At 70.5% G+C, this 21,526-nt stretch carries 20 protein-coding genes; 11 read left to right on the top strand and 9 right to left on the bottom strand.

The genetic code is table 11. The annotated features are described in order from the left end of the window. Positions 1 to 286 precede the first annotated feature (286 nt). Positions 287 to 496 carry a hypothetical protein gene (locus tag AB0K67_RS23185; RefSeq protein ID WP_364063672.1) on the top strand — a complete coding sequence of 70 codons (210 nt, stop codon included), beginning with the start codon at positions 287 to 289 and terminating at the stop codon, positions 494 to 496. 346 nt (positions 497 to 842) lie between these two features. Beyond that, a complete protein-coding gene (locus AB0K67_RS23180; protein WP_364063670.1) occupies positions 843 to 1,184 on the top strand; it encodes a chorismate mutase in 342 nt (113 codons plus the stop codon). Here the strand turns inward: AB0K67_RS23180 and AB0K67_RS23175 are convergent. The 5 genes from AB0K67_RS23175 to AB0K67_RS23155 all read right to left on the bottom strand — a co-directional run bounded on the left by AB0K67_RS23175 (position 1,177) and on the right by AB0K67_RS23155 (position 5,165). Further along, entirely contained in the window at positions 1,177 to 1,755 is a 579-nt protein-coding gene (locus AB0K67_RS23175) for a dienelactone hydrolase family protein (protein WP_364063667.1), read from the bottom strand. The two genes, AB0K67_RS23180 and AB0K67_RS23175, sit on opposite strands and share 8 nt — an antisense overlap. 65 nt (positions 1,756 to 1,820) lie before the next feature. Beyond that, positions 1,821 to 2,573, bottom strand: a complete 753-nt coding sequence (locus tag AB0K67_RS23170; RefSeq protein ID WP_364063664.1) for a MauE/DoxX family redox-associated membrane protein — start codon at positions 2,571 to 2,573, stop codon at positions 1,821 to 1,823. A 10-nt stretch (positions 2,574 to 2,583) separates the two neighbouring features. After that, positions 2,584 to 3,189: a cell wall protein gene (locus AB0K67_RS23165; protein WP_364063661.1), complete on the bottom strand. Its 606-nt coding sequence runs from the start codon at positions 3,187 to 3,189 to the stop codon at positions 2,584 to 2,586. 14 nt (positions 3,190 to 3,203) lie between these two features. After that, positions 3,204 to 3,653 (bottom strand): hypothetical protein, encoded by a 450-nt coding sequence (locus AB0K67_RS23160; protein ID WP_364063658.1) that lies wholly within the window; start codon positions 3,651 to 3,653, stop codon positions 3,204 to 3,206. Positions 3,654 to 3,977: 324 nt separating this feature from the next. Then, entirely contained in the window at positions 3,978 to 5,165 is a 1,188-nt protein-coding gene (locus AB0K67_RS23155) for a peptidase (protein WP_364063656.1), read from the bottom strand. A 335-nt stretch (positions 5,166 to 5,500) separates the two neighbouring features. Between AB0K67_RS23155 and AB0K67_RS23150 the strand changes: the two genes are divergently transcribed. From AB0K67_RS23150 to AB0K67_RS23130, 5 genes are all read left to right on the top strand, one after another. Further along, positions 5,501 to 6,172 carry a hypothetical protein gene (locus AB0K67_RS23150; protein WP_364063653.1) on the top strand — a complete coding sequence of 224 codons (672 nt, stop codon included), beginning with the start codon at positions 5,501 to 5,503 and terminating at the stop codon, positions 6,170 to 6,172. A gap of 448 nt (positions 6,173 to 6,620) precedes the next feature. Continuing rightward, positions 6,621 to 7,850: a trypsin-like peptidase domain-containing protein gene (locus AB0K67_RS23145; protein ID WP_364063650.1), complete on the top strand. Its 1,230-nt coding sequence runs from the start codon at positions 6,621 to 6,623 to the stop codon at positions 7,848 to 7,850. A gap of 197 nt (positions 7,851 to 8,047) precedes the next feature. After that, entirely contained in the window at positions 8,048 to 10,162 is a 2,115-nt protein-coding gene (locus tag AB0K67_RS23140) for a PQQ-dependent sugar dehydrogenase (RefSeq protein WP_364063648.1), read from the top strand. Positions 10,163 to 10,182: 20 nt separating this feature from the next. Next, positions 10,183 to 11,082, top strand: coding sequence for a sugar phosphate isomerase/epimerase (locus tag AB0K67_RS23135; protein WP_364063646.1), 900 nt, complete (start codon positions 10,183 to 10,185; stop codon positions 11,080 to 11,082). A 299-nt stretch (positions 11,083 to 11,381) separates the two neighbouring features. Beyond that, a complete protein-coding gene (locus tag AB0K67_RS23130; RefSeq protein WP_364063643.1) occupies positions 11,382 to 12,230 on the top strand; it encodes a glycerophosphodiester phosphodiesterase family protein in 849 nt (282 codons plus the stop codon). A 58-nt stretch (positions 12,231 to 12,288) separates the two neighbouring features. Here the strand turns inward: AB0K67_RS23130 and AB0K67_RS23125 are convergent, their stop codons facing one another. From AB0K67_RS23125 to AB0K67_RS23115, 3 genes are all read right to left on the bottom strand, one after another. Next, positions 12,289 to 12,504 (bottom strand): AraC family transcriptional regulator, encoded by a 216-nt coding sequence (locus AB0K67_RS23125; RefSeq protein ID WP_364063640.1) that lies wholly within the window; start codon positions 12,502 to 12,504, stop codon positions 12,289 to 12,291. A gap of 435 nt (positions 12,505 to 12,939) precedes the next feature. Next, positions 12,940 to 14,280 carry an NADP-specific glutamate dehydrogenase gene (gdhA, locus tag AB0K67_RS23120; protein ID WP_364063637.1) on the bottom strand — a complete coding sequence of 447 codons (1,341 nt, stop codon included), beginning with the start codon at positions 14,278 to 14,280 and terminating at the stop codon, positions 12,940 to 12,942. 126 nt (positions 14,281 to 14,406) lie between these two features. After that, positions 14,407 to 15,552 carry an NAD(P)/FAD-dependent oxidoreductase gene (locus AB0K67_RS23115; RefSeq protein WP_364063634.1) on the bottom strand — a complete coding sequence of 382 codons (1,146 nt, stop codon included), beginning with the start codon at positions 15,550 to 15,552 and terminating at the stop codon, positions 14,407 to 14,409. 52 nt (positions 15,553 to 15,604) lie between these two features. On the opposite strand from AB0K67_RS23115, the gene AB0K67_RS23110 reads away from it, so the two are divergent. Beyond that, positions 15,605 to 16,078, top strand: a complete 474-nt coding sequence (locus tag AB0K67_RS23110; protein WP_364063632.1) for a MarR family transcriptional regulator — start codon at positions 15,605 to 15,607, stop codon at positions 16,076 to 16,078. 829 nt (positions 16,079 to 16,907) lie between these two features. Here AB0K67_RS23110 and AB0K67_RS23105 read toward each other — a convergent pair. Then, entirely contained in the window at positions 16,908 to 17,843 is a 936-nt protein-coding gene (locus AB0K67_RS23105) for an alpha/beta fold hydrolase (protein WP_364063629.1), read from the bottom strand. Positions 17,844 to 18,023: 180 nt separating this feature from the next. On the opposite strand from AB0K67_RS23105, the gene AB0K67_RS23100 reads away from it, so the two are divergent. The 3 genes from AB0K67_RS23100 (at position 18,024) to AB0K67_RS23090 (ending at position 21,514) form a co-directional block, all read left to right on the top strand. Next, positions 18,024 to 19,178 carry a histidine kinase gene (locus AB0K67_RS23100; protein WP_364063626.1) on the top strand — a complete coding sequence of 385 codons (1,155 nt, stop codon included), beginning with the start codon at positions 18,024 to 18,026 and terminating at the stop codon, positions 19,176 to 19,178. Then, positions 19,175 to 19,834, top strand: coding sequence for a response regulator transcription factor (locus AB0K67_RS23095; protein ID WP_364063623.1), 660 nt, complete (start codon positions 19,175 to 19,177; stop codon positions 19,832 to 19,834). Before AB0K67_RS23100 ends, AB0K67_RS23095 begins: the two co-directional genes overlap by 4 nt. Before the next feature lie 117 nt (positions 19,835 to 19,951). After that, the gene (locus tag AB0K67_RS23090) at positions 19,952 to 21,514 is read left to right on the top strand and encodes an amidohydrolase (protein ID WP_364063621.1); all 1,563 of its coding nucleotides are present in this window, start codon (positions 19,952 to 19,954) and stop codon (positions 21,512 to 21,514) included. Positions 21,515 to 21,526 lie beyond the last annotated feature (12 nt).

Below are 21,526 nucleotides of genomic sequence, written 5' to 3'. Positions count from 1 at the left end.
CGATCGTCGGATTGTGAGCGTGCCGGCGTGGTCACGGGGCGCGTGAGTGACCGGGGGCGTGCGCCTCGCCGGTTCGCGGGTGTGCGTCGTGCGGGGGCCGGTGGCAGAGCGGCAGGGCGCCTGTTTCACCAGCTCACGGGCTGTGTGGTGCCCTCAGGGGGTGGCCGGCGAGTACAGCAGCCTGTACGCGGGTTGTCGCGTTGACGGGATCGATGGGGCACCGGGGTGATTCGTAGCGTTTTCGGTGTCAGCGAGTCGAGCACCGCAACGGCAAAGGAGTTACGCCATGACCCAGCACACCACCGAGATCCGTCCCGCCGCCCGCCACCGTGTCAGCCGCCCCCTGCTGTGGGCGCTGCTCGCGGTCTTCGCGGTCGCCAACGTGGTCACGTCGGTGTCGACCCTGCCGGTGTACGTGGGCGTCGGCTTCGGCCTGGCCGCCCTCGCCTGCGCCGCCACCCTGATCCACCAGCACTACGCCACCCGCCGCCACTGACCCCCGCCGCCCGCCCGCCTTGCGCCCCCGCCGCGGTCCGGCGTGGGAGGGGTTCGGACGTCCGGCCGAGGGAGTTCGCGTCCGGCCGGGAGGGGGTTCCGCCTCGGCCCCTGGGGAGGGGGTGCGCGTCTGGCTGGGGTCCCGCGTCCTGCCCTCGCGTCCGGCCCTGCGGAAGGGGTCGCGCGTCCGGCTCTGCGGAAGAGGTTGCGCGTCCGGTCGGCACGTTCGTGTGTGGCGGCGTTGCCGTACGGGGGCGGTGGGTGGGAATCTCTCCCTCAGCGAGCCACGCCGCTTGTCAGCCGGCGGTGGGTAGGATTTCCCCTTCCAAGGATGAAAGGGGATATTTGTGGAAAAAGCCTCGGAAAATCGTCCTGATCAGGAAGCGTACGTACGCAAGGAGCTGCAGCGGCTCCGCGACAGCATCGACAACCTCGACGCCGCCCTCGTCCACCTGCTGGCCGAGCGGTTCAAGTGTACGCAGGAGGTCGGCCGCCTCAAGGCGGAGTACGAGCTTCCCCCGGCGGACCCCGAGCGGGAGGCCGCGCAGATCCGCCGCCTGCGCGCCCTGGCCGAGCAGTCGAAGCTCGATCCCGTTTTCGCCGAGCGTTTTCTGAATTTCATCATCGCCGAGGTCGTCAGGCACCACGAGCTCATCGCCAGCAACCGGGCGGCCGCCCGCGCTACCTGATTTCGCCGAGGAAATCGAGCACCCGCTCGGTGAGCAGCCCGGCGGCGGCCCGATCGTAAGAAGGCAGACCCGGGTCGGCGAAGTTGTGCCGGTCGCCGGGATAGAGGAACAGCTCCGCGTGTGCGGCCGACCCCACAAGGGCCCGCGCCGCGTCGAGGTCGCCCTCACCGGCGAAGATCTCGTCGGCCTCCATCCCGTGCACCTGCACCGGCACCCCCTGCGGCCACGCGTCGCCGAACTCCGTGACGGGCACGCACGCGTCGATCAGCACCGCGCCCTTCGCGCCCGCGCGCGTCTGCGCGAGGCTCTGGGCCGGCAGCACCCCCAGCGAGAACCCCACGTAGACCAGCTCGGCAGGCAGGTCGAGCGCGGCGGTCCTGCCACGCTCGACGATCGTGCCGAAGCCCGCCTTCTGCGCGTACGCCACGCCGTCCTGCAGCGCGTCGAAGACCTGCCCTTCGTACAGGTCGGGCGTGTGGACGGTGTGACCCGCCGCCCGCAGTGTGGCGGCGAACTCGCGTACGCCCTCCGTCAGTCCGTGCGCGTGATGGAACAGCAGCACCTCGGCCACGCCGGCCCTCCAATCCTCGATCAGGTTTTCGAGTATCGCAGGCTGTGTGCGGCGGCGCCACCGGATCAGACCAGAGCCACCTTGACCTGGCGGGGGTCGTCGACGCCCAGCGGGATGGCGAAGACGGCCGTGCGGTCGCGGGCCCCGTACACCACGAAGCGGATGCCGTCCTCGTCCCACGTCTCCTGGACGTCCGAGGTGAGCTGGGCGGACGCCGAGCAGAACGCGGGGCTGCGGCGCAGCAGGTGCAGGGACGCCTCAAGCGGCACCCCGTCCGGGGGCGGCGCGGCCACCAGGCGGACCAGGCGGCGGCGCAGCGGCGTGAGCCAGTAGCCGTCGAGCTCCGACGACAGCGCGAGGAGCGCCAGCACCTCCACGACGACGACCACGGCGACGACGGCTGCGGGAAGCGTGCCCTCGGGCGCGAGCGCCGCGAGCACGGCGGCGAGCAGCAGCAGCGCGGCGCGGGCGAAGGAGCGCACGTCCACGGGGCGCGAGTGCGTACCGAGGCAGCCGCAGGACGCGGTCGGCGCGGCGACGTGCGCGTACCCGAGGTAGGCGAGGAACCCGGCCGAGAGCAGCGCCGCCGCCCCCGCGTTCCACGGGTGGGCGGACGGCACCAGCAGCCCGGCCGCCACCGCCAGCTCGACCAGACCGACCAGCCGCAGCGCGGGGACCGCGCGCGCCGGGCCGGTGAGCCGGGCCAGGGCCGTGCGCCCGGCCTGTGCCCGCATCCGCCGGCTGAGCAGCTTCAGCAGACCTGCCCAGAGGAGGAAGGTAGCGATCACATACGGCTGCGACGCGGCGATCCCGTTCACGAACTGCCTCCTAGTGCGGGGAGAAGACCGTGGCGATGTCCACTTCGTTGGTATCCGGACGCCATGCGCCCAGGATCTGCACGTGCTGGCTGACGCGCAGCAGCGACAGGTCCGTGGTCGGCGGCCCGTCGGAGCGGATGGCGACGGACGTGCCGGCCACGACGTGGCAGAGCACTTCCTGCCCGTTGTGATCGAGGTGGAGCGTCTGGTCCTTGATGTTCGTGATGTGGCCCTTGATGTTGACGATGTTCAGCCACACCGACTCGGCGGCCAGTACGCCGTCCGGCATGCGGACGCCTCTGGCGTACAGGCCGTCGCCCGGCTTGGCCGCGTCGAACCCGACCGGGCCGAGCTTCCACAGGCTGGTGCCGTTCACCACCCTGATCGTGTGCAGGACCATGTTCGAGCCCAGGACGAGCATGGTGTCGTCCTTGATCGAACGGATCCTGCCCTCGGCGAAGTCGGGGTCGGGCGCGCCCGGCTCGACCTTCTGCTTGGTGGGGGCGGTGGCGGCGAAGGCCGCCTCGGGGCCGAGCGAGCCCATCGCGGTCGCGGCGACGACGCTCGCGCCGCCACCGAGCACGGCCGACTTGAGCAGGTCTCTTCTGCTGCGCATGAGTACCCCGCCCTTCAGGCCGTCGAGATCTCGACCGGCCGCAGGCCGGAGGAGAGGCTGGCGATCTGGCTGTAGGCGGCGGGCGTGAGGTCGATGAGCCGGTTGCTGGCGCAGGTCGAGCCGCAGCAGCTCCGCTCGCCGCAGAACAGGTCGGTCTGCGGGCCGCAGTCGGCGATCGCGGTGACGACGCTGCCGCCGCCGCACAGCGAGGTGATGCGGTGGCGGAAGCCGCACGTCCGGCGCGACAGGCTGACGCCGCAGCGGTCGGGACGGGTGATGGACCAGCACGCGTCGGAGGCGTTCGGCCAGGCGTGCTGCAGGTTTCCTGAGTTGCAGGTGCCGCAGGCCCCCTTGCCGGTGCTGCTGCACGGGCCCCAGGCGGTGCCGCAGCAGAACCAGGAGACCTCTCCTTGGACGGGGCCGAGTAAGTCGGCGGGCGGGTCGGTGGCCTTGCTTCGCGCCATGCGCGTCCTCCTTGGGTGCGCTCGTTGACGATCTCTGCGGGGGGTTGAAGGTTTCCGACTCGATCTATGAGTACCATGTAAGGATTTTTCGTCAATGCCCTGTTTTTCGGATATTTTTGAGGCTTGTGGGATTTAAGTGACTGGTGTGACTACGTGACGATCCTGGGTGTGACATGACGCGACGGTGACGCCCGCCCCGAGCGCGCGCGTCACCGTCACCGCCCCAGGAGCACGACCACCGTCCCAGGAGCACGACCACCGTCCCAGGAACAGGACCGCCGTCCCAGGCCGCCGTCCTTGTCCGCTTTCGGTCAGGGCCGCCGGTCAGACCGCGTCGGCGCTCTCGGCGGCCCGGTAGACGGCCATCGCCTCGTCTCCGAAGAAGGGTCCGAACATGAAGCCCGGCGCGAAGTTATAGGTGAAGCTGTTCACCGAGTTGAGCGAGCCGAGCCCGGTGGCGGGGTCGAAGTTCAGGAACCAGGGCCCGCCGCTCGACCCGCCGGTCATGTTGCAGCGCAGCCCCTGATCCTGCGTCATGACCGTGTCGTTGAACACGCGCCCGCTGCAGTAGATCAACCGTGCCCCGTCGAACGGCTCCGCCGCCGGGTACCCGAAGGAGAACATCTGCTGCCTCCTGGCCTGGTTGAACGCCACGCCCTGCCCGCCGACGACGTCGGTCAGCGTCTGCCCGTTGAGCGGCGCCACCACGACGGCGGCCACGTCGAAGTTGATGTCCTCGCGGGCGTTCCACTGCTGGGTGGTGAACATCCTGGTGCCCACCCACGTGCCGAACGGCCGCCGGCCGTTCTCGAAGGCGGGCACGAAGACCCAGTTGCGGTGGGCGGCGCCGTTCAGCTTGACGCAGTGGCCCGCGGTGATGACGACGCTCTCGTTCGCGCTGGTCACGGCCGTGCCGGAGCAGGAGGAGTTGCGTCCGTCCGCGGTGGTGAAGAAGACCCGGCCGGTGGTGCGGACGACGGCGCCGCCGTCGGTCCACCGCAGGCCGGGGCTGTTGTTGACGGCGCTGCGCTGCTGGTTGCCGTTCCCCTGACCGCCCGTGCCCTGGCCACCGTTGCCCTGATTGCCCTGGCCGCCGCTGCCTTGACCGCCGTTGCCCTGGTTGCCCTGGCCTCCCGTGCCCGGGTTGCCGGTGCCGCGGTTGCCCGTGCCCTGGCCGCCGTTGCCGTAGTGGCCCGTCCCCTGTTGGGCCGACCAGGTCGTACGGCTCCCGGCCGAGCCCCGCGTGGGCCGCGCGGACCAGGGGTTGCCCCGCGACGGCCCGCGCCACTGGTTGCGCCGGGGGGCGGGGGCGTTGAGCGGCTTGGCCGCGAGCATGCGGTTGGCGGTCCAGTACTGCGAGACGGTCCTGCGCTCCGACCAGGAATCCGTGGCGGTCCACGTGGCGGGCCGCCGGAAGTCCGGCCCGCCGGCGGCGTTCGCGGTGCCCATGGGGGCCAGGGCGCCCGCGAGGGCGAGCGCGGCGGCGGAGAGCAGGGCGACTCTGCGGTGCATTACGTACCTCCCGAAACCCGGTAACTGCCGTAGGGAGGTACGTACGGTGCGAACGATGTTCCTCAACGCCTGCCCAAATGGATATACCGACATCACGGGACGAAGGCGACACATCGCGCAGGGTGTCATATGGCACGCATAGGCCGAGGCGCTAATTTTTCTTTACTGAAAGCCATTCGCAGTTGGTGCTTTTCACCGATTCTTTCCGGGTGCGGGATATTCGGCTGCGGCGTGGCGTTGTCATTCGGCTCGCGGCAACTGTAAGCATCGTACCGGTCTGGCGACCATGGGTCGTATTCCGAAAGGAACGGTAAATGCTCACCCCAATGAGAAAAATGGCGAGGCCGGCGGTGCACGGGCTGCTCGCGGTGGCGCTTGCGGTCACCATGGCACCTGCGGCGAGCGCGGATAACCGCGACGACCACCATCTGCGCAAGTTCAAGGGCATCCACAGCGACAGGGGCTTCCACACCGGCAGGAAGGACGAGGACGGCGGCCGTAACTGCAGGCCGCACACGTTCTGGCGGATCCACAAGCTCTCGCCGCGCAACTTCTTCGTGCCCCGCACCCGCTTCATCGACGGCCCTGGCGGCTCGATGACGGTGTCGGTCACGCGCGAGCACGAGGTCCTCGCCTTCCTCGAAGCCGAGAACGAGAAGACCAAGACGCTGGAGAAGACCTTTACGCATGACGACGAGGACGGCACCCCCGACACCAAGTCGGTGGTGGAGAGCCTGCGCCGGCTCGGCCTGCCGCACCTCGAAGAGCGGCACATGGTCTTCACCGGGCACGAATACACCCGGGAAATCAGCCCGGGCAAGTACGGCAACATGTGGTACCGCGTTTTCGGTTACCGCATCGGCTGGTCGGCCTGGAACGTGCTCGGCACCTGCGAGCGCCACAGGGTCGCCACCGGCATCGCGAACGTGCCTTCCCGCGTGGAGGGCTGGCGTTACTGGGAGACCAAGCACCCGACGTTCAAGGGCCGCAAGCTCTCCAACAAGTAACCGGATTTCGCAGGTCAGGGTACTGGCCGAGCGTGGCGGGTATGGGGGCTTCAGTCCGGCACCGCCGGACGCGCAGCCGTCCGGTGTGCCGAACCCCACGGCTTCCACGAGGGGGAACGATGGCCATACAGCGTTATCTCGGACTCAGAGCCTTCCGCCTGCCGTTCGCGCCCGAGCCCACGCCGGGCAACGGGGGCGACACCTACGGACGGGCCCGACGGCGCCGACGGCGCCGCCGCTGATACGCCGAGGGACCGTCAGGAGATGTGAGGGTGTCGAGAACCCTCACATCTCATCTCTTTTTCCGGGCGGATTCTTCCGGGCCCGCGGCTTGCCACCAGCGGTGATAAGGCCGGTATCAGGGGGTGCGAACGCGCGCGATCCCCTGCTTAGCCGGTGTTTACGGATCAGCGCGCACGCTTGTGTCATCGGGACCTGAGGAGATGACATGAGCGCGAACGAGCCGAGCGAGCCTCGCACCGACGGCTGGAGCCAGTTCGGTGCGACCCCACCGTCCGCCGGAGGGTTCACCCGGCCGATCCCTTCGATGCCGCCGCCGCCACCGCCCGCGCGCAAGCACGCGTTCACGTTGACCCGCAAGGCGATCGCCGGGCTGGCGCTGGCCGCCGTCGCGGCGCTGGGAGCCGCCGCGGTGGGCGGCGGGGCCGTGGGGGCGGCCCTGGCCGGAGGCGGCACCCCGGTGCCGGCGGCGACCGCCACGCCGAACACGCCGAGCCCGGTCTTCCGCACCGCCTCGGACCAGTACACGGTGGCCGAGGTGGCGGCGAAGGTGCAGCCGTCGGTGGTCATGATCCAGGGCCGTACGAGCGAGGGCTCCGGCGTGATCCTGTCGGCCGACGGGCTGATCCTCACCAACAACCACGTGGTGTCCGGGCAGGACAGCGGACTGACGGTGAAGTTCAACGACGGCAAAATGGCCAAAGCCACGGTCGTCGGCACCGACCCGGCCACCGACCTCGCCGTGATCAGGGCGCAGGACGTCTCGGGCCTCGCCGCGGTGGCATTGGGCGACAGCGACCAGCTCAAGGTGGGCGACGACGTGCTGGCCATCGGCAGCCCGCTGGGCCTGGACGGCACGGTGACCGCGGGCATCGTCAGCGCGCTCGACCGTACGGTGACGGCCGGCAGCGGCCCGCGCGACCAGCAGCTCCCGCCGGGCTGGGGCGGGCGGGGGCAGGCCGAGGAGGTCACCACGCTCGGCGGCATGATCCAGACCGACGCCGCCATCAACCCGGGCAACTCCGGCGGCGCGCTGGTCAACGCGGCAGGCGAGCTGGTCGGCATCAACAGCGCGATCGCTCCTGAAGGCGTCAACCTGGGCTTCGCGATCCCGGTGAACACCGCCAAGCACGTCTCGGAGCAGCTCGTCAAGAACGGCAAGGTGACCCACGTCTACCTGGGCGTGAGCGTGACCGACGCGACCGGCGACGTGCCCGGCGCGCTCATCCGCGACGTGACCAAGGGCAGCCCGGCCGACAAGGCGGGGCTGAAGGAGGGCGACCTCATCACCAAGATCGGCGAAACGCCGGTGCAGGGCGGTGACACGGTGGTCGGCCAGGTGCGCGGGTTCAAGGTCGGCCAGCAGGTGCAGATCACGTACCAGCGCGACGGCAAGGAGTCCACGGTGACCGTCACCATGGAGGAGCAGAAGAACTGACGTTATAGACGATCCCGATCGCCCCTTGCTCCGGCAGGGGCGATCGCGTTGTCGTACGCCTTTCTCACTTAGTGCGATCGGGGGCGGGAGATACGCGGGCGGGCGTGAATTAGGCCCTCCTCGATCGGCGTAACTCGGGTTACATTCACGTTAATTTGCCCTCTCTTATCCACCCGAGTAGACCGAAGGAGAGAGGCGTGAGAGCGAGAACCATGATCGCGGTGCTGTCCGCCGCGGCGATGATCGTGCCGTTCGGCGCGCAGTCCGCGGCGCACGCCGAGACGGCGGCCCCACCGCCGGACGACCAGTTCCAGAAGGTGACGCTCAACGACCATCCGGGCGAGCCCATGGACCTCGCGGTCTTACCCGACAACCGGGTGCTGCACACGACCAGGCGCGGCGAGGTCTGGTTACACGACCCGAAGACCGGGCTCAACACCCTCGCCGCCAAGCTCGACGTGTACCAGCACGACGAGGAGGGGTTGCAGAGCATCGCGCTCAGCCCGGGCTTCGGGAAAGGCTCCAAGAAGGACGACTGGGTCTACCTCTACTACTCGCCTCCGCTCGACACCCCCGTCGACGATCCCGCCACCCCTGACGTCAACGAGGGCGACGCACCCGTCACCGGCACCCCCGCCGACTTCGCCCCGTTCAAGGGCCTGATCAGGCTGTCACGCTTCCGCTTCACCGGATCCACCATCGACCTGCGCTCCGAGCAGCGCATCCTGGACGTGCCGGTGGACCGCGGCATCTGCTGCCACGTCGGCGGCGACATCGTCTTCGACGCCGCGGGCAACCTTTACCTGTCCACCGGCGACGACACCAACCCGTTCTCCTCCGACGGCTTCACGCCGATCGACGAGCGGCCGGACCGCAACCCCGCGTTCGACGCCCAGCGCAGCTCGGGCAACACCAACGACCTGCGCGGCAAGATCCTGCGCATCAAGCCCAAGGAGAACGGCGGCGGCTACACCATCCCCAAGGGCAACCTGTTCCGGCCCGGCACGAAGGGCACCAGGCCCGAGATCTACGCGATGGGGCTGCGTAACCCGTTCAGAATCGAGCTGAACAAGAGGACCGGCGAGCTGTATGTCGGCGACTACTCGCCCGACCAGCAGCAGGCGGACCCGAAGCGCGGCCCGGCGGGCACCGGCAAGTGGACGATCGTCCGCAAGCCCGGCAACTACGGCTGGCCGTACTGCGCGACGGCTGAGCTGCCGTACGTGGACTACGACTTCGCCACCGGCGAGTCGGGTGAGACGTTCGACTGCAAGGCGCCGATCAACGAGTCGCCGCACAACACCGGCCTGCGCGAGCTGCCGCCGGTCACCCAGCCCGACGTGTGGTACTCGTACGGGCTGTCGCCGGAGTTCCCCGAGCTGGGCACCGGCGGTATCGGGCCGATGGGCGGGCCGGCGTACGACATCCGCACGGCCGACACCAAGGGCCGCGACTCGGTGGCCTGGCCGAGCTACTACGACGGCGTGCCGCTGCTGTACGAGTGGACCCGCGACTACGTCAAGGCGATGCACCCGGACGGCCGCATCGAGAGCGTGCTGCCGTCGATCGTCTTCGACAACCCGATGGACATGGAGTTCGGCCCGGACGGCGCGCTGTACGTGCTGGAATACGGCGACGGCTACTTCAGCGAGAACCCGGAGGCGCAGCTCTCCCGCATCGACTACATCGGCCGCACCGGCAACCACTCGCCGATCCCGGTGGCCGCCGCGTCGGTGACGGACGGGCTCGCGCCGCTCACCGTCGACTTCACCAGCACGGGCACCAGCGACCCCGACGGCGACCGGCTCAGCTACGCCTGGGACTTCAACGCCGACGGCAAGGTGGACTCGCGCAGCCCGTCGGCGTCGTACACGTTCAAGGAGAACGGCCTGTACAACGCCACGCTCAAGGTCACCGACCCGAAGGGGCGGTCGGCCTCGACGTCCGTGCGGATCGTGGTGGGCAACGCGGCCCCGGTGGTCGAGCTGGTCAAGCCGGTGGACGGCGACCGGTTCAGCTTCGGCGACGTGGTCGAGTTCGAGGTCCGCGTCACCGACGACCAGCCCGTCGACTGCGCCAACGTGACCGTGGACTACATCCTCGGCCACGACGACCACGGCCACCCGCAGACCACGGCCCGCGGCTGCACGGGGTCGATCCAGACCACCGAGCCGAGCGGGCACGACCCGGAGAACGACAACCTCACCGGTGTCTTCGTGGCCACCTACACCGACCCGGGTACCGGCGGCCTGCCGCCGTTGACCGGCAGCGCCCAGGTCGTGCTCCAGCCCACAGCGCCGGCCACGAATTAGGCGGACTCAGGAGGACCACTATGTGTTACGGCTACGGCCCCAGCAGGCGTTCCCTGCTCGCCGCCGGGTTAGGGCTGGGTGCGGCGGCGGTGGCCGCCGCGTCGCCCGCCGCCGCGGCGGCGGTGCACCCGCCCCGCCATCACGGCGAGCGGGTGCCGCCCGGCAAGATCAGCATCCAGCTCTACACGCTCCGCGACGACCTGAGCAAGGACTACGACGCCACGCTCCGCTACGTGGCCAGGGCCGGATACCCGAAGGTCGAGCTGGCGCTCGGCTACTTCGGCCGCACCGCGCGCGAGCTGCGCCGCTTCCTCGACGGGCTCGGCCTGCGCGCCAGCTCCAGCCACGAGGACATCAGCTCCGACGCCGCCGGGCTCGAAACGAAGATCGAGAACGCGCTGACGCTGGGCCAGAAGTACATGGTCGTGCCCTATCTGGCATCCGACAGCCTGGACCAGTGGAAGGCGTGGGCCGAGCGGATGAACGTCGAGGCCGAGGCCGCCCGCAAGGCCGGGCTGCGCTACGGCTACCACAACCACGCCCACGAGTTCACCACCGACCTCGGCAACGGGGTCACCCCGTGGGACGTGCTCACCTCCGAGCTGGACCCGCGCCTGGTCCACCTGGAGATCGACATCTACTGGGCGGTCACCGGCGGCGTGGGCCGCGGGGAACGCGACCCGGTGAAGTTCGCGATCGACGTGATCCGCAGGGCGCCGCAGCGCGTGCTGCAGTACCACGTCAAGGACCGGCACCTCGACGGCGACATGGCCGACCTGGGGACGGGGACGATCGACTTCCGCCGGGTGTTCCGCGCGCACCGAGTGGAGGAGTACATCGTGGAGAACGACACCCCGGACGTGACGCCGCAGCGTACGGCGGAGGTCGGCTACCGGTACCTGCGCGAGCTGCGCTACTGACCGCGTGACCGCGTGACCGCGTGACCGCGACGGGCGCTCCGGCGTGCGGGCGCCCGTCGCGGTCGTGCAACCTGCGGCCTGCGGGCGCCTGTCATGGTCTTGCGGCCGGCGTCCTGCAGGTGCCTGTCGCGGTCTTGTAGCCGTCGCCTGCGGGCGCTTGTCGCGGTCGTGCGGCCGGCGGTCGGCCGGAAGGCGCGCGGTCAAAAGTTCGTACGGATCTTTGCGACACGCGCGGAGGAAACGGTCATTCCCCCCTTAGTGGGAATTTCTCTGGCACAGCAATACCGGGGGGAGTGACCATGTATCGCTTTCTCGGCGTTCTCGCCGTTTCAACCGTGGCGGGCCTTGGCGTCGTGCCGGGCCCCGCCGCCGTCGCCGCGCCCGTCGTGCCGCCCCACGTGGACACCATCGCCCACCGGGGCGGCATGGCGAAGGCACCGGAGAACACGATCGCGGCCTGCGCCCTGGCCAGGAGGCAGGGTGCGGACGTGTGCGAGTTCGACGTCCAGCAGACCAAGGACGGCAAACTCGTGCTGATGCACGACGAGACGCTCGACCGGACCACGAACGTCGAGAAGCTCTTCCCGGAGCGGGCGCCGTGGCGGGTCTCGGACTTCACGCTGGAGGAGATCCAGCGGCTCGACGCCGGCTCCTGGTTCTCCCCCCGCTTCCGGGGTGAGGGCGTGCCGACGCTCGCGCAGGCCCTGCGCTCGGTACGCGGCACCGGCACCCGGCTGCTGCTGGAGATCAAGCACCCGCCGGACCGGCCGGACATCGACCGCAGGGTGGCCGCCGAGCTGCTGGAGACGCGTGACCTGTGGGGCGACGGGCGGCTCGCCGTGCAGGCGTTCGGCTGGCAGTCGATGCGGGTGCTGCGCGCCATGGTGCCGGGACTGCCGATCGCGCTGCTCGGCCGGCCGCACGAGGCCCGCCTGAGCGAGCTGGCCCGCTACGCCGACGGGCTCACGCTGGCGCACAAGCAGCTCACCCCTCGGTACGTCGAGAAGGTGCACAGGCGCGGCATGCGGGTCTACACCTGGACGGCGGAGAAGCCCGCCGTGCTGCGCAAGCTGATCTCGTACGGGGTGGACGGCATCATGACCAACCACCCCAGGCGGCTCACGACCGTCAAGCGCGCGCTGCGCTGAGCCCCGCCGTCGTCCGCCGGCCGGTCGCCGGCGAGCCCGCCAGCACGCTACAGCGCCTTCACGCCTGGCAGGACGCGCGGCACTCGGTGGGGCTGGCGCCGTAGAAGCGCTTGAACGCCGTGCTGAACCCGAACGCGTCGGCGTACCCCACCCGGCGGGCGACCGCGGCGACGGTCGAGGCGGGCTCGCCCAGCAGGTCGGCGGCCAGCGCCATCCGCCACTCCTTCAGATACGTCAGCGGCGGCATCGCCGAGGTCGCCGCGGTGGCGCTCACCGAGGACGGCCACCACGAGCAGGTCTACACGCTGTCCGGGCCGCGCGGGCTGACGTTCGGCGAGGCGGTGGCGGCCATCGCCAAGGCGTCGGGGCGGTCCATCACGTACGAGACGGTGACCCCTGAGCAGTACCGCGAGGAGCTGCTGGCGGAGGGCGCGTCGCAAGAGGCGGCGGAGGAGCTGAACGCGTTGTACGCGAAGATGCGCGGGCCTGTTCGTCGAGCCGCGCGACGGGGTGCGGCGGGCGCTCGGCCGCGATCCGATCGACTTCGGCGACTACGTCGCCCGTACGGTGTCCGCCTGGCGCTGACGGGCGCGTTTTCAGGCGGAGGGTCAGGTGGCCGGTGGACCCGGACGTCGTTGGCCGGGTCGGCCGGAAAGAAGAAGGCCGGTTGGATCAGGCCCGTCAGATCAGGCCCATCAGATCAGGCCCGTCAGATCAGGCCGAGGGCGAGCATGGCGTCCGCGACGCGGCGGAAGCCGTCGATGTTCGCGCCGGCCACGTAGTTGCCCGGCATGCCGTACTCGTCGGCGGTGGCCAGGCAGCGGTCGTGGATGTCGCGCATGATCTCCTGCAGCCGCTGCTCGGAGAACTCGAACGTCCAGGAGTCGCGGCTGGCGTTCTGCTGCATCTCCAGGGCGCTGGTCGCGACGCCGCCCGCGTTGGCCGCCTTGCCGGGCCCGTACGCGATGCCCGCCTCCTGGAACACCTTGATGCCCTCGGGCGTGGTCGGCATGTTGGCGCCCTCGCCGACCGCGATCAGGCCGTTGGCGACCATGGTGGCGGCGTCGTGGCCGGTGATCTCGTTCTGAGTGGCCGACGGCATCGCCACCTCGCCGGGCACCTCCCAGACGCTGCGCCCCGGCACGAACGTGGCGTGGGGGCGGCGCTGGGCGTACACGTCGAGCCTGGCTCGCTCCACCTGCTTGATCTGCTTGAGCAGGTCGAGGTCGATGCCCTTCTCGTCGAGCACGTAGCCGGAGGAGTCGGAGCAGGCCACGACGACGCCGCCGAGCTGCTCGACCTTCTCGATGGTGTAGATGGCGACGTTGCCCGAGCCGGACACCACGACCCGCTTGCCGTCGAACGACGTGCCGCGCGCCTTCAGCATCTCCTGCACGAAGAAGCTGCAACCGTAGCCGGTGGCCTCGGTGCGCACCTGGGCGCCGCCGTAGACCAGGCCCTTGCCGGTGATGACGCCGGACTCGTAGCGGTTGGTGATGCGCTTGTACTGGCCGAACAGGTAGCCGATCTCGCGGCCGCCGACACCGGTGTCACCGGCGGGCACGTCGGTGTACTCGCCGATGTGCCGGTAGAGCTCGGTCATGAAGCTCTGGCAGAACCGCATGACCTCGCCGTCGGAGCGGCCCTTGGGGTCGAAGTCGGAGCCGCCCTTGCCGCCCCCGATGGGCAGTCCGGTCAGGCTGTTCTTGAAGATCTGCTCGAAGCCCAGGAACTTGACGATCCCGAGGTAGACCGACGGGTGGAAGCGCAGGCCGCCCTTGTAGGGGCCGAGCGCGCTGTTGAACTCCACCCGGAAGCCCCGGTTGATGTGCACCTCGCCCTTGTCGTCCGTCCATGGGACGCGGAAGATGATCTGCCGCTCGGGCTCGCAGATCCGCTCGATGATCTTCGATTCGGCGTACTCGGGGTGCTTGCCGAGCACTGGGCCGATGCTTTCGAGGACTTCGCGCACCGCCTGGTGGAACTCGATCTCGCCAGGGTTGCGGCGCAGGACGTTGTCATAGATCGCCGACAACTTCTCGTGCAACACGTACTCCAAGCTCACAGGGGTTGTGGCGGACACCTCACTGTACGGGGAAGTGAGTTGTGAGGAGCACGCGGGGCCGTCGAGTTCAGGCCGCGGCGATCGACGGCCCCGCACAGCACCCGGGCGGCCTCACAGGCTGACCTGGTAGCGGTACATCCAGGCCAGCGACTCCTGGCCGGCGCTCTTCTTGAGGAAGAACGGCATCATCAGGTCGCGGATGACCCGCACGATCGGCCCCGCGGCCTTGCTGTTGCTGATCGTCCTGGAGTACGCCACCACGCGCTCCGCCCGCGGCCGCCGTTCGGACTCGAAGCGCTTGAACGCCTCCTCGTGGTCGCCGCTCTCGCGCAGGCAGCGGGCCAGCACGATCGCGTCCTCGATCGCCAGCGAGGCGCCCTGGCCGGAGCTGGGCGAGGTGGCGTGCGCGGAGTCGCCGGTGAGTAGCACCCGGCCCCGGTGCCAGGTCGGCAGCTCGGGCAGGTCGTAGATGGGCAGCCCAGGGCCGACGTCGCTGCGCCTGATGAGGTCGGCGGAGGCGTTCGCGTCCCGCTTGAAGGCGTCGACCAGCACCGGCTTCCAGTCGGCCGGCACGTCGCCGAGCTTGCGCGGCAGGTTCGCGAACCACCAGGTCTCGCCGGACGCCGCCACCGTGTAGCCGAAGAAGGCGCGCTTGCCGAACACCATGTGGTACGTGCCGGGCTCCCCGGCGAGGCCGGACTCGGCGACGATGCCGCCGAAGCCGTACAGGCCGCTGTAGCGCGGGGACGGGGCCTGCGGGTCGAGCACCGTGCGGGTGCGCGAGTGCACGCCGTCGCAGGCGATGAGCAGGTCACCGGTGGCGCGGCTGCCGTCCTTGAACACCGCCGTCACCGCGTCCGGCTTCTCGTCGTAGAAGGTGAGGCGCTTGCCGTACGTGATGGGGATGCCGCGCCGCTCGGCCTCGTCGCGCACGATCCGGTAGAGGTCGGAGCGCAAGATCGTGTGGCTGACCGTGCCGTCGTCCAGCTCCAGCCCGTTGGCCACCTCGCCCAGCCGCTTGCCGGTGCCGCTCCACATCACCATGCGCGGCGTGGGGATGCCGGCCTTGAGCACTTCGTGGTGGGCGTCGAGCACGCGCAGCGCGGCCAGGCCGTTGGAGGCCACGTTGAGGAAGGATCCGACGTCGTCGGCGCCGCGCGCGTACGCCTCGTAGATCTCGGCGTCGATGCCCACCTCGCGCAGCGCCATCGCGGTCACGGGTCCTGCGATGCCACAACCTATGATCAGAGCCTTCATGGTGATAACCTTTCGTTCGGACGAACGAAATAATAGGCAAGGGTGGCGAACGGTGTCGAGAGATATTTCGGAGCGACGAAAGAGTCTGCTGGAGGCGCTCACCACGGCCGGGCGCGAGCAGAGCAACGCGGCGGTGATGTACCACAGCGCGCTCGGCGAGCGGCTCGGGCTCGGCATGACCGAGGAGAAGACGCTCGACCTGCTGCAGCGCCTCGGGCCGCTCACCGCGGGGGAGATCGGCCAGCACACCGGCCTCGCGCCCGCCACGGTCAGCGGGCTCATCGACCGGCTGGAGGCCAAGCAGCTCGCCCGGCGCGTACGCGACACCAAGGACCGCCGCCGGGTCATCGTGGAGATCGACCACGCCCGGCTGGCCGGCTTCGCCGAGCTGTTCGAGCCGTTCGTGACCAGGCTCGCCGAGCTTTACGACCGGTACACCGACGACGAGCTGGAGCTCATCCTCGACTGGGTCACCCGCGCCACCGCCGCCCAGCGCGCCGCCATCCAGGAACTGACGGAGGAGTGATGCGCGCCGGGGGTGCGTTGTCCGCGCCCCTGCGGCAACTCGCGTATTCGCCATACCCCCTGCGCGCCGGCTCGCCCCCTGCCCCGTGAGCGCCGGCCGCGACCCCGCCGCCGGGTCTCGGGCTCAGGAGGTGGGGAGGGCGGAGGCCAGGCCGGCGGCGCCGCTCGGCCGCCAGCGCCGCGTACGTGTCCTTCGCCTCCTGATCCCCGCCGGGCGTGGCCGTCAGGCGGGCCGCGTCGTCCTCGGCGGGCTCCGTAGCGGTCAGCAGGTCACCGCCCGAGTAGCCGGCGAGCCGGTGCGGCGCCCGCACGTCGAACCAGTACGCCCCATTGCGCACCCACCCGATCCCGGGCCGGCCGACGTTGACGACGTCCATGCGCACCGCCGTGTCGGGCACGCCGGACGGTGGCGGGTAGGCGACGGGCCCGGTCGTGGGCGTCTGTCGTCCCCAGGGCAGCGGCGGCAGGGCCGGGGGCTGTGTGCCGGTGACCGGCTGCGCCGCTTCTGCGCCCGCGTACAGCGCGTGGCCCCGTACACACGGAACGAGGCGCGTGCCCGCCGCAAGCCCCTGAGAGCGGCGGGGCACGCGCCCCGGTCTGGCAGCGCGCCCGATCTGGTGGCGCGCCCGGTCTGTGGTCCGGCCGCTACGGGCCGATCGGATGTGGCCGGTTCGGACCGGCTGGTCAGGGATGGCCGGTCAGGACAGGCAGGTCGGGGACGGCCGTCCGGGACCGGCTGGTGAGGGACGGCCGGTCAGGACAGGCAGGTCGGGGATGGCCGGTCAGGATCGGCCGGTCGGGGCAAATTCGGGTGGAGCAGACCCGGCTGGTCAGGACTGGCCTCCGGCGGCCTGCCCGGCGACCCGCTCGATGGACTCGACGGCGAGCTCGGGCTGGTCGACGTAGATGTAGTGCTCGCTCTTGTCGGCCACGATCAGCTTGCTGTTGCTGGACAGGCCGAGCCACTTGCGCTGGCCGGCGGTCCAGGCCTGCTCCAGCTTCTGCCCGTACTGGGGGATCGCCGCGAGGTACTCCTTGCCGTGCTTGAGCACCTCGACCGGGATGTCACCGGCGGAGCCGACCGGGCCGTCGGGCATGCTCAGCAGCTCCGGGTTCTGCCCCTTGAAGACCGCGAGGTTCTGGGCGCGGAGCTGGCCGGCCGGGCCCTTGGCGTTCGCGGGGATCGACTTCTCCATGTCGCTGAGCATGGTGGGCGGGGTGGCGTCCATGAGGACGACGCCCTTGACCCTGTCGGTGTGCTCGGGGGCGTACCGGCCGGCGAGCAGGCCGCCGAGCGAGTGGCCGGCCAGCACCACCGGGTGGTCGCCCGCGGCCTTGTCGAGCACCGCGGTCAGCACCTCGCCCGCGCTGTCGAAGGTCTGCGGGCCCTTGGGCTTGTCGCTGGCGCCCTCGCCGGGGCGGTCGTAGGAGCAGACCCGGTGCTTGGCGCTCAGCGTCTTCTGCAGGGAGGCCAGCTTGTCCAGGCCGTCACCCGCACCGGCCATCAGCATGATCACCGGCTTGTCCTTCTCGGCCTCGCCGGTGCAGGACACGTTCACCTTCACGCCCGCCACGTCGATCTTCTGGGTCCCGGTGAACAGCTTCTCTGCGGGCTCCGAGGACGTGGTCACCAGGGAGTCGAGCTTGTCCAGCTTGTCCAACTCGTCAAGCTTGTCGAGCTCGTCGGGGTTGCAACCGGCGGCCGCCATGCCGAGCAGGGCGACGGCGACGGCGGTCAGGGCGGTCTTCTTGAAGGTGCGGAACATGGTGTCCTCCAGGGGCTTAAAGGAACGTCCTCGGCGTTACGTCCGTTACGCTACGGAATCGAGCACCCCTGAAGCGTCACCACACAGTGGACAATCGCCAGTAGCTCGCAAGGGGGACAAGCCGCCACGACTTCGCTCCGAATTGGGCATACCACCCCGCGCAACCGCTAGGCTCGCCGGGTGATGGATCTTCGACGCATCGGGGAGGTCTGGCGGCGGAGCGACGTCACAGTACGGGACCTCCCCCTGGCGCTCCTGCTGGTCGTCCTCTCGCTGGTGCCCGAGTTCCACGGCAGCGGCACCTCGCTCGGCCTGCTGCCCAACCGCCCCTTCGACGTCTTCGCGCTCGTGGTGATCGCGCTGGAGGCCCTGCCGCTCATTGTGCGGCGGCGGCGCCCGGGCCTGTGCGTCACGCTGGTGGTCATCGGCTTCTCGCTCGACCAGGTCATGGCCTACCACGCGGTGAGCAGCATGGCGCTGCCGCTCGCGCTCATCAACACCGGCGCCCACCTCGAACGCCGCAGGAAGCTCACCGCCGTCCTGCTCACGCTGGCGTACCTGGTGCTGATCTCCTGGCTCGAGATGCTGGGCTCGAAGGAGACGCCGTCGGACCTGGTGGTGTTCTACGTGGCGCTCGTGGTCCTGTGGGGAGTCGGCTCCTGGGTGCGCTCCACCCGCGCCGCCGAGGCCGAACGCCGCCGCCGCATCGCCGAGGCCACCCGCACCGCCGAGCGCACCCGCATCGCCCGCGAGCTGCACGACGTCGTGACCCACCACGTCACCGCCATGGTCGTGCAGGCCGAGGCGGCGCGCTACCTCACCGCGGCCCCCGAGCGCCTCGACAGCGCGCTCGCCTCCGTCACCGAGACGGGCCGGCGGGCCATCTCCGACCTGCGCCACCTGCTCGACGTGCTCAACCCCGAGCACGAGGCGGACTTCACCGTGCCGTCGGCGAGCGACATCGGCGACCTGATCGAGCAGACCCGGCAGGCCGGACAGCCGGTCGAGTTCGACGAAGAGGGCAAACCATCCGAATCGGCGGGCAGTGCCGAGTTCGTCACCTATAGAGTCGTCCAGGAAGCTCTGACGAACGCCCTCAAGTACGCGCACGGCAGCCACACCGTTGTCCAGGTGCGCTATGGCGAGGAGGAGATCAGCGTGGCGGTCACCACCGACGGCTCCGGCTCCCGTGCCGCGGCCGTGGGAGGCAGCGGGCGCGGCCTGACCGGGCTCCGCGAACGCGTCGAAGCCCTCGGCGGTGAGTTCACCGCCGAACCGCAGGCCGGCGGCGGCTTCGCCGTACGCGCCGTCATCCCCACGGGGAGCGGGTCGTGACCGCGCCGATCCGGGTGCTGGTCTGCGACGACCAGGCGCTCATCCGCACCGGGTTCGCCACCATCATCGACGCGCAACCCGACATGGAGGTCATCGGCGAGTGCGGTGACGGCCGCACCGCGGTCGAGATGGCCCGCAAGCTCGGCCCCGACCTCGTCGTGATGGACATCCGCATGCCCGTGCTCGACGGCATCGAGGCCACTCGCCGGCTCGCCGGGGCCGGCGTCGAGGATCCCATCAAGGTGCTCGTCGTCACCACCTTCAACCTCGACGAGTACGTCTACGAGGCGCTCCGCGCGGGTGCCAGCGGCTTCCTGCTCAAGGACGCCCCGCCGGCCCAGCTCCTGCACGGCATCCGTACGGTCGCCACCGGCGCCGCGCTGATCGACCCGGAGGTGACCAGGCAGCTCGTCGGCAAGTTCGCCGCCCGCATCCGCCCCGCCGACGTCCAGGCCACCGAGCCCGCCCTGACGCCGCGCGAGCTGGAGGTGCTGCGCCTCATCGCCGACGGCCAGTCCAACAGCGAGATCGCCGCCACCCTGGTGATCAGCCAGGAGACCGTCAAGACGTACGTCTCCCGCATCCTCACCAAGCTCGACCTGCGCGACCGCGTCCAGGCCGTCGTCTACGCCTACCGCCACGGCCTCGCCTCCTGACGCCCGCCCGCCCGCCGGTGACCGAGCCGGGTGATGAGCTGGGAAAGCGCGTGTCTATAGTGCTTCCTGCCCTTTTCGCGACTCCTGCTGGGAGCGGCACTGAGAGGTCACCACCGCATGCTCGTCTACCGCAACGCCGCCATCCGCACCGGTGTCGCCGGCGCTCCCGCCGCTTCGGCCATGGCCGTGGACGGCGAGCGGATCGTGGCCGTGGGCACCGAGGACGAGGTGCGCGCGGCGGCGGGCCCGGCGGCGGAGCCGGTGGACCTCGACGGAGCCGCCGTCCTGCCCGGCTTCTACGACGCCCACATCCACACCGCCCAGTACGCCAACAGCCTCACCGGCGTCGACCTGCGCGACGCGCGTTCCCTGGACGAGGCGCTGGCCAGGATCGCCGCGCACGCGGCCAGGCTGCGTCCCGGCGGGTGGCTGTTCGGCGGCCGGTGGGACAGCAACACCTGGGACCCGCCCGTCCAGCCCGACCGCCGCGCGCTCGACTCGGTCTGCCCCGACCTGCCCGTGGCGCTGCCGAACGCCGACACCCACACCGTCTGGGCCAACACCGCCGCACTGCGGCTGGCCGGCATCGACGCGAGCACCCCCGACCCGGTGGGCGGCGAGATCGTCAGGGACGCGGACGGCGAGCCCACCGGCATCCTGCGGGAAGCGGCGGCGGCCCCGCTGCGCGCCCTGATGGTCTCCGGCGACCTGCGCGACCGCCTGCGCGCCGGCCAGGAGGAGCTGCTCGCGCTGGGCGTGACCAGCGTGCACGACATCGACGGCGAGGACTGCCGCGCCGCCTACCTGGAGCTGCGCGAGGCGGGCGAGCTGAAGATCCGGGTGCACAAGGCGATCCCGCTCGACCACCTGGAGGCGGCCATCGCCGAAGGGCGCAGGACCGGGGACGGCGACGACTGGATCCGGACGGGGCCGGTCAAGGTGTTCAGCGACGGCGCGCTCGGCTCGCACACCTGCCACATGCACCGGCCGTTCGCCGGCGAGGACGGCAACACCGGCATCGCGGTCACCCCGTACGAGGACCTCGTCCGCATCTTCCGCACCGCGGCGGCGGCCGGGATCGCGGTGGCCACGCACGCCATCGGCGACCGGGCCAACCGGCTGGTGCTGGACGCGTACGAGGAGATCGGACCGACCCCGGGCCTGCGGCACCGCATCGAGCACGCCCAGCACCTGAGGCCGCAGGACCTGGCGCGGATGGCCAGGCTGGGGGTCGTCGCCTCGATGCAGCCGGTGCACTGCACCAGCGACATCTCCCTGGTGGACGCGCTGCTCGGCGGGCACGACCTCGCCTCGTACGCCTGGCGCGGCATGCTGGACGCCGGCGTCGCGCTCGCGTTCGGCTCCGACGCGCCCGTGGAGAGCCCCGACCCGTTCGCCGCCCTGTACGCCGCGGTCACCCGCACCAGGCAGGACGGCACCCCCGAGGGCGGCTGGCAGCCCGAGCAGCGGCTCACCATGGCCGAGGCGATCACCGCCCACACGCTGGGCGCCGCGTACGCGGCCGGCGAGCAGGACCGCAAGGGCGTGCTCGCGCCCGGCATGCTGGCCGACTTCATCGCGGTGGACACCGACCCCTACCTGGAGGCGCCGGCGGCGGTGCTGCGCACCCGGGTGCTCACCACCGTCGTCGGCGGCGAGATCCGCTGGCGGCGATCCTGACAAGGAGTGCTT

It is taken from the genome of Nonomuraea sp. NPDC052634 (genome assembly GCF_040678535.1).
Classification (GTDB): Bacteria; Actinomycetota; Actinomycetes; order Streptosporangiales; family Streptosporangiaceae; genus Nonomuraea; species Nonomuraea fastidiosa.
This window is presented reverse-complemented; position numbering and strand designations above follow the sequence as displayed.

What these genes read in the sequence shown, in the direction of transcription:
- AB0K67_RS23105 (WP_364063629.1), bottom strand. Translation starts at nt 17,843, where the DNA reads ATGTTCCGCACCTTCAAGAAGACCGCCCTGACCGCCGTCGCCGTCGCC.
- AB0K67_RS23185 (WP_364063672.1), top strand. Translation starts at nt 287, where the DNA reads ATGACCCAGCACACCACCGAGATCCGTCCCGCCGCCCGCCACCGTGTC.
- AB0K67_RS23115 (WP_364063634.1), bottom strand. Translation starts at nt 15,552, where the DNA reads ATGAAGGCTCTGATCATAGGTTGTGGCATCGCAGGACCCGTGACCGCG.
- AB0K67_RS23150 (WP_364063653.1), top strand. Translation starts at nt 5,501, where the DNA reads ATGGCGAGGCCGGCGGTGCACGGGCTGCTCGCGGTGGCGCTTGCGGTC.
- AB0K67_RS23165 (WP_364063661.1), bottom strand. Translation starts at nt 3,189, where the DNA reads ATGCGCAGCAGAAGAGACCTGCTCAAGTCGGCCGTGCTCGGTGGCGGC.
- AB0K67_RS23145 (WP_364063650.1), top strand. Translation starts at nt 6,621, where the DNA reads ATGAGCGCGAACGAGCCGAGCGAGCCTCGCACCGACGGCTGGAGCCAG.
- AB0K67_RS23155 (WP_364063656.1), bottom strand. Translation starts at nt 5,165, where the DNA reads ATGCACCGCAGAGTCGCCCTGCTCTCCGCCGCCGCGCTCGCCCTCGCG.
- AB0K67_RS23090 (WP_364063621.1), top strand. Translation starts at nt 19,952, where the DNA reads ATGCTCGTCTACCGCAACGCCGCCATCCGCACCGGTGTCGCCGGCGCT.
- AB0K67_RS23130 (WP_364063643.1), top strand. Translation starts at nt 11,382, where the DNA reads ATGTATCGCTTTCTCGGCGTTCTCGCCGTTTCAACCGTGGCGGGCCTT.
- AB0K67_RS23160 (WP_364063658.1), bottom strand. Translation starts at nt 3,653, where the DNA reads ATGGCGCGAAGCAAGGCCACCGACCCGCCCGCCGACTTACTCGGCCCC.
- AB0K67_RS23135 (WP_364063646.1), top strand. Translation starts at nt 10,183, where the DNA reads ATGTGTTACGGCTACGGCCCCAGCAGGCGTTCCCTGCTCGCCGCCGGG.